The organism is Streptomyces viridosporus (assembly GCF_002078235.1).
Taxonomy (GTDB): domain Bacteria; phylum Actinomycetota; class Actinomycetes; order Streptomycetales; family Streptomycetaceae; genus Streptomyces; species Streptomyces viridosporus.
Window position 1 is genome coordinate 1 of the sequence record NZ_MSGP01000734.1, and the last position, 4,183, is coordinate 4,183.

Genomic DNA, 4,183 nt, shown 5'->3' on the forward strand with positions numbered 1-4,183 from the left:
CGCCGCGGCGGGGGCCTCGGCGCGTCCCGAACGCTTCGTGCCCGTTCGATCACGCCACGCGCAAGCGGACCGGGATTGGTATTGACCAAGGGTGGGGCGCCCCCTATCGTCGCTGACAAGTGAAACAACCTTTAATAAACAAGGGCGCTAAAACGCCGCCGGACACGGCGATCGTGGAGGACAGGGTGGGGACCACGCAGCTGGAAACGGTGCCGGAACCGAAGTACTGGCACCTCAGGACCGTGCTCAGCGAGGCGCTGGACTCGGAGTTCTCCGTGGGCGAGATCCTGCCCAACGAGCGCGACCTCGCCGCCCGCTTCGGCGTCGCCCGGGCCACGCTCCGGCAGGCGCTGGAACAGCTCGAACTGGAAGGCAGGCTGCAGCGCCGCCGCGGTGTGGGCACGACCGTCGCACCGCCGCGCATGGGCGTCTCCGTCGGCACGGCACAGCACACCTGGCCGGGCGGGCCGGACGACGCCTGGCAGCCCCTCGACTGCGTGCTCGAGGTGCCGCCCGCGGCCGTCGCCGAGGCCCTGGTGACCGGCCGTGAGGAGCCCGTGCACATCGTGCGCCGCTCCCGCGTGTCGCACGGTCAGCCCGTCGCCGCCGAGCTGCTCCACATCCCGGCCGAATCGGTGCCCGACCTCTCCGGCATCGACGCACCGTCCGGCGCGGCGCGCGCGCGTGCGGTGCTGCGCGAACTGCAGCGCCTGGAACTGGAGCGGCAGGAGAACGCCGTGGAGCTCGGCTCCGCCCGCGCGGACGACGCCAGGGAACTGGACCGCCTGCCCGGCGCGCCCGTCCTCGTCGTCACCACCCGCTTCATCGCCCGGGGCCGCACCGCCGCGCTCTCCGTGGCCACCTACCGCGCGGACACCTGCCGGCTGACCTTCGGCGACTTCGGCGGCGTGGAGATCCACCACGGGCCCGAGCGCGCCGCCTCCTGAGAACCGCCGCGCCCCGGCCCCGCCGCGCCCCCGGGCGCGACGGGGCCGGCGCACCGGCTCCTCACCGACGCGCCGTCACCGTGCCGTCCACCGCGAAGAGCTGCTCCTCCACGTGGTCCAGGGCGAGCCGCAGCGCGCCCGTCGCCACCGCCGCCTCCCCGAGGAGGGACAGGGCGACCCTCGGCGGGCGCAGGCAGTAGCGGGCCAGTTCACGGCGCAGCGGCTCCAGGACCCCGTCCAGGCCGGCCGCCCAGCCGCCGATCACCACCAGTTCCGGGTCGAGGGCCAGCACCAGCGCCGCCACGTCGTGCACGAGCCGCCGGGTGAAGCGGTCCACCGCCGCGAGCGCCCGCCGGTCGCCCTCGCGGGCCCGGGCGAAGACCTCGGCGACCGCCTGCTCGTCGAGCGGGTGCAGCGGCTCGTCCGTGGTGGACAGCAGCGTCTCCGGAGTCGCCTCCCGGCCCAGCAGGTGCAGCGCCCCGATCTCACCGGCCGCCCCGCTGTACCCCCGGTGCAGCCGCCCGCCGATCAGCGAACCGGCTCCCGGGCTCAGCCCGGCCAGCACGAACACCACGTCGCAGGTCTCCTTGGCGGCGCCCTTCCAGTGCTCGGCGACGACGGCCGCGTTGGCGTCGTTCTCCACCAGCACCGGGCACTTGAAGGACCGGCGCAGCCGCTCCCCGAGGCCCAGCCCCGTCCATCCGGGCAGCGCCGTGCCCAGCCGCACCGTCCCGTCGGCCTCGACGATGCCCGGCGTGCCCACGCCCACCGCCCGCAGGGAGCCGCGCGCGACACCGGCCCGGCGCAGCAGCTCGGCGACGGCGGTGCGCAGCCGCTCCAGCCGCTCGTCGGCCCCGACCGTCTCGTCGACGTCCCTGGCCTGGGCGCCGATCACCCGGCCGTCCAGGTCGGCCAGCAGCGCGGCCACCCGGTGCACGCCGATCTCCAGGCCCAGCAGGTGTCCGGCCTCCGCACGGAAGCGGAACCGCCGCGCCGGCCGCCCCTGCCGCCGTGCGGCACCCTCCTCGGCCGCCTTCTCGACGACGAGGCCCGCCTCGATGAGCCCTTCCACGACGCCCTCGACGGTCGGCCGGGACAGACCCGTCACCCGGGTGACCTCGGTCAGCGTCGCGCAGTCCGTGGCCCGCAACGCGTGCAGCACCACCGCGGAGTTGATCCTTCGCAGCAGCGAGGGGTCCCCCCCGGTCAGCCGACCCACCGTCCGTCCTCCCAGCTCATGCGCGTGTGGGCCGGATGGTACTCGGCACGGCGCGCCCCGGCGACCTTCGGGCGGAACCCCGCGGTCCGCCCCAGGGGCAGCGGCTCCGACCCGCCCCGGGACGCGACTCATCCCGGTGCCACGAACCCCGACTCGTACGCCGCGATCACCGCCTGCGTGCGGTCGCGCGCCCCGAGCTTCGCCAGCACGGCGCTCACATGCGACTTCACCGTCTCCGTGCCCACCACCAGCCGGGCGGCGATCTCCGCGTTCGACAGCCCCCGGGCCATCAGCCGCAGCACCTCCGCCTCGCGCTCGGTCAGCCGCGCCCGCTCCAGCACGTCCCGCGCCGCGCGGTTGCCGCCGTCGTCGCCGTACTCGGCCGCGAGCCGGCGCACCGAGGCGGGGAACAGCAGCGACTCGCCCTCGGCGACCAGCCGCACCGCGTGCACGATCTCCGCCGGCCGCGCCCGCTTCAGCAGGAACCCGTCGGCCCCGGCGCGCAGCGCCTCGTAGACGTACTCGTCGTTCTCGAACGTCGTCACCACGAGGATCTTCGGCGGCTCCTCGACCGTCCGCAGCAGCGCGCGGGTGGCCTCGATCCCGTCCAGCAGCGGCATGCGCACGTCCATGGCGACCACGTCCGGCCGCAGCCGCCGCACCAGCGGGATCACCGCCGCCCCGTCGGCCGCCTCCCCGACCACCTCGATGTCGGGCTGCGCTTCCAGAACGGCGCGTAACCCCGCGCGCACGAGGGGCTCGTCGTCGACGAGCAGAACGGTGACCGGCATCCGGTCAGCCTAGATCAACGCATCTCGGCCCCGGCCAGCGGCAGTTCGACCCGCACCGCCCAGTCGCCCCCGTCCGGCCCGGTCCGCGCGCGGCCCCCGAGCAGCGCGGCGCGTTCCCGTATGCCGCGCAGCCCGCTGCCGCGCCCGGGGCCGGGCACGTCCCCCGGCAGCGGATTGCGGACCTCCAGGAGCAGGGTGCCGTCGGCGACGCGGATCCGGACCCGCACGGGGACCGCCCCCGCGTGCCGCAGCGCGTTGGTCAGCGACTCCTGCAGGATGCGGTAGCCCTCGCGGGAGATCGGTCCGGGCACGGTGTCCACCGGCCCGGTCACCTCGGCGTCGACCTTCGCCCCGGAGGCCCGGGCGGACTCCAGCAGGCGGTCCGCGTCCGTGAGCGTGGGTCGGCTGCTCACGGGTCTCCGCGCCTCGCGCAGGACGCCGAGGACCCGCTCCAGGTCCTCCAGGGCGGCCCGACCGGTCTCCTCGATGGCGCCCAGCGCCCGGTCGGTGAAGGCGGGGTCGCCCGCCGCCCGCGCGGCGCCGGCCTGCACCACGGCGACCGTCAGGGCGTGGCCGATGGAGTCGTGCAGCTCGCGCGCGATGCGGGTGCGCTCCAGGAGCTGTTCGGTCCTGGCCTCCAGGGCGGCCAGGCGTTCGGTGGGGGAGGGGCCGAGCAAATGGCGCGCGACGGCGGTGACCAGCTCGCCGAGCCCCACCACCGCCGCGTACAGCAGGACCAGGAAGACCGGGATCAGCAGCGCGTAGGCCCAGTGCGGCGCCGCGTCCTCCAGCAAGGGGATGCCCTCCGGCGCGTGCCCCATGGCCATTTCCCCCGAGCCGTAGGCCAGGAGCGGCAGCCAGATGGTGGCGATCCCCGTCACCATCGCCAGTACCACCCGCGCCGCCAGCCACAGCACGGTCCGCCACCGGTCCGGCCAGGTCGCCGACGGCTCCTCGGAGAACTCCGACTCCCGCTCGTCGGGTGCCAGCAGCAGCCGGGCCTGTATCCCCTCGCCCCTGCGCACCACCGGGACCAGCCCCAGCGGGATCAGCACGAGCAGGGGCGCCCACGGGGCCTCCGGATAGATGAAGATCCATATGCTGAACGGCAGTGCGGTCACCCACAGGTGCAACATGCGGGAGTACGTCACCCCGCGCAGGAGCGGACGCAGGACGGTGGTCATCGCGCCATCGTGCCAGCCGCCACCGACGACCGGCCTCCCCCG

4 protein-coding genes are annotated in these 4,183 nt (G+C 75.2%); 1 reads left to right on the forward strand and 3 read right to left on the reverse strand.

Going from position 1 to position 4,183, the window contains the following annotated elements; genetic code table 11:
• Window positions 1-185: 185 nt before the first annotated feature.
• Window positions 186-947, forward strand: coding sequence for a GntR family transcriptional regulator (locus B7L92_RS36740; protein ID WP_081241490.1), 762 nt, complete (start codon window positions 186-188; stop codon window positions 945-947).
• A 61-nt stretch (window positions 948-1,008) separates the two neighbouring features.
• On the opposite strand, the gene B7L92_RS36745 is transcribed toward B7L92_RS36740, so the two are convergent.
• The 3 genes from B7L92_RS36745 to B7L92_RS36755 form a co-directional block, all read right to left on the reverse strand.
• Window positions 1,009-2,166, reverse strand: a complete 1,158-nt coding sequence (locus B7L92_RS36745) for an ROK family transcriptional regulator (protein WP_016827245.1) — start codon at window positions 2,164-2,166, stop codon at window positions 1,009-1,011.
• Window positions 2,167-2,294: 128 nt separating this feature from the next.
• A complete protein-coding gene (locus tag B7L92_RS36750; RefSeq protein WP_081241488.1) occupies window positions 2,295-2,957 on the reverse strand; it encodes a response regulator transcription factor in 663 nt (220 codons plus the stop codon).
• 14 nt (window positions 2,958-2,971) lie between these two features.
• Window positions 2,972-4,141 (reverse strand): sensor histidine kinase, encoded by a 1,170-nt coding sequence (locus B7L92_RS36755; protein ID WP_081241489.1) that lies wholly within the window; start codon window positions 4,139-4,141, stop codon window positions 2,972-2,974.
• Window positions 4,142-4,183: the final 42 nt, after the last annotated feature.